We start from the raw sequence: 5,622 nt of genomic DNA on the forward strand, positions 1-5,622 counted from the left end.
TTTTATATGCGTACATGACTCAGATTTAAATAAATAAGATAATGGGCTATAAATCATGATTTGAATTATAAACTCCAATATAAATATTCACACTTTTAGTTAAATATAACATTACCACAATTATGTGGTGTTTATCATAAGCGAAAAATTTCAGAGAGCGTTTTATAAATGCAAGATATTAACTATGTAATTAATAACTATACTAAAGATAACATCTGGTTGTTTAATAGTGCTGGTCTATTTACAGGGAATGTGAAATATTTGTTTATATATATTTCAAACTATCGACCTGATATTTTTGCTTGTTATATCAGTGGTGATCAGAAAAATGTCGACCATATTAAATCGTTAGGGTTTAATGCATGTCATTTTAAATCAAAAGAAGGTGTTCAATTATTAAATGCTGCTGGTGTTTATGTAAATGAGCATTGTAAGGAAATATACCCAAAAGAGTTATTAAATACTAAAATATTAAATTTGTATCATGGTGTTGGATTAAAGCAAATAGAGAAGAAGGCTGATAGAGAATATTTATATCAAAGAATCGCCAAAAAGCATATAACATATAACGAGCAATTCAGCAATAATATGTGTTTTTTGGTAACGTCTCCATTTATGGAGAAACATTTTAAAGAACAGCTGGATTTAAGTGATGACCAAATTATAAGGGGTGGTTACCCGCGTTGCATTTATCAATCATTATACGAGCCTGTAGTTACTTATAATCATGATATTATTTCTCAGGCTGGGTTGCCTAAAGATACGAAGCTGGCATTGTACGCGCCGACATTTAGAGAGAAAAATCCTAAGAATTTTCTTTATTTGGCGATTAAGGACATAAATATTTTATCTAAAACACTAGAGAAAAATAATTTATGCCTCATTATTAAATTGCACCCTGAAATATCTAATGATTTTTATTTTAAAACACTTCAAAAACAGGTGGGGCAATATAGGAATATTATTTTTTGGGATAATAAGAATGATATATATGAAATTTTTAATAAAATTGACCTAGCAATAATAGATTATTCTTCAATTTATTATGATTTGGTATCTGCAGGTGTTAAAAATTTCATTAGATATATTTTTGATTTTGACGATGAAAAACACATCATGCTTTATGATTATCAATCGCACACATCAGGAAAAGTGTGTCAAAGTTTTGGTGAGTTAATTGATGCTATTGATGAATATCAAACTTATTCTGATAATAACCTTGAAAAAATAAAAGAGTTATTTTGGGCGTATGATGATGAAAATACATTTGAAAATATAATTAATCAAACGAATCAATTTAAAATTGGTAATAAAGGGGTTTTGCCAACGTTTTATAGTTTTGATGTTTTTGATACGCTTATTGGACGTAAGTGTTTAATTCCAAAAGGTATTTTCTATAAGGTTATGGAATTAATAAAAGCTTCTGATGAAGGGTTCCCTGAAATCTTCCATACTGATTATGTTAATATCAGGATGCAAGCAGAAGCAAATTGCCGAGAGTTATTGATCAAGACCATTGGGCATCATGAAATTAGCTATCGAGACATATTCTCAAGAATACAATCAGTATATAATCTAAATGACAGTCAAATTACTAAGCTAATGGATTGGGAAGTACAGACTGAATATGAAAATGTAATTCCCATAGATGAGATGGTGAAAAAAGTCGAGCAACTGGTTAAAGAGAACGAAACGGTTGTATTAATATCGGACATGTATCTACCTAAAGAAGTTATTTCGAATATGCTGGCTCACGTAAGTCCTTTATTAAATAAGTTGCCGTTATATCTATCCTCTGAGTATGGTGTGCAAAAAGCAAGCCAGCAGTTATATCTTAGGGTTTATAAAGACTATTCTCCTTGGCGCTTTAAAGAATGGATTCATTATGGTGATAATGCTACATCAGATGGAACAAAAGCTAAGGAGTTAGGAATAAAACCTCAAATACATAAAATACCGAAAATTAATGCTTATGAAACTGCTTTGATTAATAAAATACGAAATTACGATTCTTATCTTCTGACCAATCTGTTATCTCGAATGCGCTTTAATAGTATTAATGAAAAAGATTATTTCTGTTACGCGCATGTCTCAGGTTATATGGTTCCATATGTTGCTTGGTGTATTAGAAATGCCATTGATAGAGGGGTTGAAACATTATATTTTGTGTCGCGAGATGGATATTTTCTTAAAGAAATTGCTGACACCTATATTAGTTTAAAAAAACTGAATATAAAAACGAAATATTTTTATGGTTCTCGTCGAGCATGGCGTGTTCCTGCAATGATTGAAAGTATTGATGATGAGTTTTTCACTAATTTTGGTAATTTGGTTGGTGTTGATAATTATGATAAGTTAATTTCTTCATTAAGTATTAGTCATAATTTATTTCAAAAGCTTTTTCCCGAAACTGGACTCAATAAATCCTCTAAAATTAGCCCTGCAGAACTTGTTGCACTCAGAGAGTTTTTTAGCAAATCCACAAAGTATCATAATTATTTGATTGAGAGGGCTAAAGAAGAGAGAAAGATCGTTATTGATTATATCAAACAAGAAATCAACCCCGATGAAAAATATGCATTCGTAGAATATTGGGCCAGAGGGTATACACAGACATGTTTAAGAAAACTTATAGATAATGCTTTTGATAAGCCTTCCGAATGCGTATTCTATTATTATCGAAGTATTCTCCCATCCATTGATAATGATATTAGAATAAATTATAGTACTAATAATATATCACTCATTCCTGTCGAGGCTATATTTGCTAATTGTCCACATGGTACTGTTACGGGCTATAAGCGAGAATTAAAGAAAATTGTACCTGTTATTGCTCGAGCTAGGTTTGACGCTGAACTCTATTGGTCTCTAGGTAATTACTTGAAAAAATTCGTGAACGAATTTTATAGCTTACCCTTCACATCTGATGTAAGTACAATTGAGCGTCACTTCTCAAGCTTTGCTTTTGAATGGTATAGAGATCATCAAGATGATCCGGTATTAGTAAACTCAATGGCTCATTTGTTATACTCTGAAGCATCTCTGGGAGCATTAAGGGAATTTGCACCGGCAATCACTTCAGAATCTTTAGCCTTATTAAAACAAGGAAAACCAGTTGGTGCTTTTACAAGGTCTATTAAAATGAGTTTAGCAAGATCAACACCTTCGATAAAAAAAGAATATCAAGAATATCTTAAAAACCCTAAAGCCTTATCTGCTAAACCTAGTAACGCCAAGCAAAAAGTACTACCAACTAATACTTCAAAAGTAAAAATAAAAGAACCGGCTAAAATTAATCAACATTTAGCAGCACAAAGTTCTGACAGCAGAAAGATAAGACTTCTCAATAAGCTTGAACGAAATCCTGAAATGTTCTTCTCTGATTCAAATAAAAAAATTGTTAGACTTGCTGGCAAAACGGCATTTAACCCAATATTAAAGCCAGTGCTGGGCAATATAATAATTAAGCTATCTAAGAAGATTATTCATTAATTTTATTTGTTTGTGTATGACACAACATTTTAAATACCATGTTGTGTCATATTTAATGATTCTTATATTTATTGCATTTATAAAATCATATGGTGGAAAAATGAAAAATATTGCTGTTATTCTATCTGGTGGTATGGGGTCAAGATTTGGCGGTACACTTCCGAAACAATTTACAAAATTAGCAGGTAAGGCTGTAATTGAGTACACTGTAGAAGCTTTTGAAAAATCATTGAATATTGATGAAATTATTATCGTATCTCACCCAAGTTATGTGGACCTAATTTGGAAATTTGTAAAAAAAAATCAATGGAAAAAAGTTACAAAAGTTTTTAATGGTGGGAAAGAGCGATTTGATTCAACCTATTCAGCATTACAAGGTCTTGAGGGAGAAGATAACAATTCCAATATTCTACTTCATGATGCAGTAAGACCATTAATTAATGAATCAATTATTAATAATTGCATTGATGCTTTAAGAAATTTTGAGGCTGTAGATGTTGTAATTCCATCCGCTGATACGCTCGTCGAAGTGTATGACGATGGATGTATTTCTAATATTCCAAACAGGGCTATAATGCGCCGGGGTCAGACCCCTCAGGCATTTAAATTAGGGACGCTGAAACAGGCCTATCAACGTGCCATCAATGCTCAGCGATTTAGTTTTACTTGTGATTGTGGTGTTGTACGCTCAATGGTACCTGGTGTACGTGTAGCAACTGTGGTTGGTGCTGAATCAAACATGAAAGTTACACACCCAATTGATCTTTTTATTGCTGAGAAGCTTCTTCAGGAAGCAAATAAAATTTCATTTAACACTGGTGATAATCTCGATTATATCAAAGATAAAAATATAATTATATTTGGTGGAAACAGCGGGATTGGTCTTGAGATAAAGAAAGCAGCTATTTTATTAGGCGCGAATGTTGAAATTGCTAGCCGTAGCTTCAATAATGTTGATATTGTTGATATTGAGTGTGTAAAAAACTATCTTTCTCAAATGGAGAAAAAATTAGGTTGCATCGATTATATCATTAATACTGCTGGAGTTTTGATAAAAAAACCTATTGATATGTTAACAAATGAAGAAGTTCATACTCTAATAAATATAAATTTTATTGGGGCTGTAAATATAGCGATGGCATCCAAGCAATATTTGAAGAAATCTTCAGGGATGCTACTTAATTTTACTTCAAGTTCATACACTCGTGGCCGTTCATATTATGCTCTTTATTCCTCATCAAAAGCTGCTATTGTCAACTTTACACAAGCAATAGCTGAGGAATGGTCATCTGAAAATATTAAAGTAAACTGTATTAACCCTGAACGAACTGCAACTCCAATGCGTACCATCAACTTTGGCATTGAACCTGCAGAGTTATTATTAGATCCTAGAGATGTTGCCCTGACAAGCCTCAAAGTATTAGGAGCTGATAGCACAGGTCTTATTATAGATGTTAGAAAAGATGGGCGATAAATAAAAGGTATATATTGTGTCTGTTAATAACCTATACTACTTATATATTGATACAAAAATTGAAGGAGCTTTGGAACAGTTAATTCGTTATTTTCAGGCACAAGTATTCAATGTGGAAGATTGCATAAGTGTGTATTGTAAGTACTATAAAGAAATAGAAAAAAAATTCACTGAGAAGTTTAATAAACATAATATATCATTTAAATTTATTAAGAAAAATTCAGACTTGGTTTTTAATAATGGTAAAATTGTTTTCTATTTATTCAACGCTCAATCAAATTGTCGTATTGTGGCAAATAGAAACCTGATTCACGTTTTTGTTACACATGGTGAAAGCCATAAACTTGCTTCTGTAAAACCGATTATAAGAATTTATGATTACGTAGTTACTTCTGGAGATGTAGGTATTGATAGATATCTTAAGTCCGGAATTTTTACACCATTCGATATCAGAAATGGGAAAGTAATTAAACTAGGAAATACTTTCATTGGGCATAATTATTTTCAGTTTGATGTAAATTCTCGTTCTGCTGTATATGCTCCAACATGGGAGGGGGGAATCCCAGAAGAAAATTATAGTTCGATAAATAATGAAACCACACATAAGATAATAAAATTTTGTAAAATCAAAAAAATAAATATTCTTTATATACAAG

Annotated in this window: 2 protein-coding genes and 1 pseudogene; all 3 read left to right on the plus strand. The window is 31.6% G+C overall.

The window, feature by feature from the left end:
• The first annotated feature begins 168 nt into the window (after positions 1 to 168).
• Positions 169 to 3,492, plus strand: a complete 3,324-nt coding sequence (locus A7Z06_RS21290) for a CDP-glycerol glycerophosphotransferase family protein (RefSeq protein WP_105279578.1) — start codon at positions 169 to 171, stop codon at positions 3,490 to 3,492.
• Between the two features lie 100 nt (positions 3,493 to 3,592).
• The gene (locus A7Z06_RS21295) at positions 3,593 to 4,966 is read left to right on the plus strand and encodes a D-ribitol-5-phosphate cytidylyltransferase (RefSeq protein WP_024165234.1); all 1,374 of its coding nucleotides are present in this window, start codon (positions 3,593 to 3,595) and stop codon (positions 4,964 to 4,966) included.
• A gap of 16 nt (positions 4,967 to 4,982) precedes the next feature.
• Positions 4,983 to 5,622, plus strand: a pseudogene (locus A7Z06_RS21300) (hypothetical protein); the annotation flags it as partial.

This window comes from Escherichia sp. MOD1-EC6819 (genome assembly GCF_002965765.1).
GTDB classification, from domain to species: domain Bacteria; phylum Pseudomonadota; class Gammaproteobacteria; order Enterobacterales; family Enterobacteriaceae; genus Escherichia; species Escherichia ruysiae.

Bases quoted from the DNA above. Each gene is read 5' to 3' on its own strand.
- A7Z06_RS21290 (WP_105279578.1), top strand. From the start codon at position 169: ATGCAAGATATTAACTATGTAATTAATAACTATACTAAAGATAACATC.
- A7Z06_RS21295 (WP_024165234.1), top strand. From the start codon at position 3,593: ATGAAAAATATTGCTGTTATTCTATCTGGTGGTATGGGGTCAAGATTT.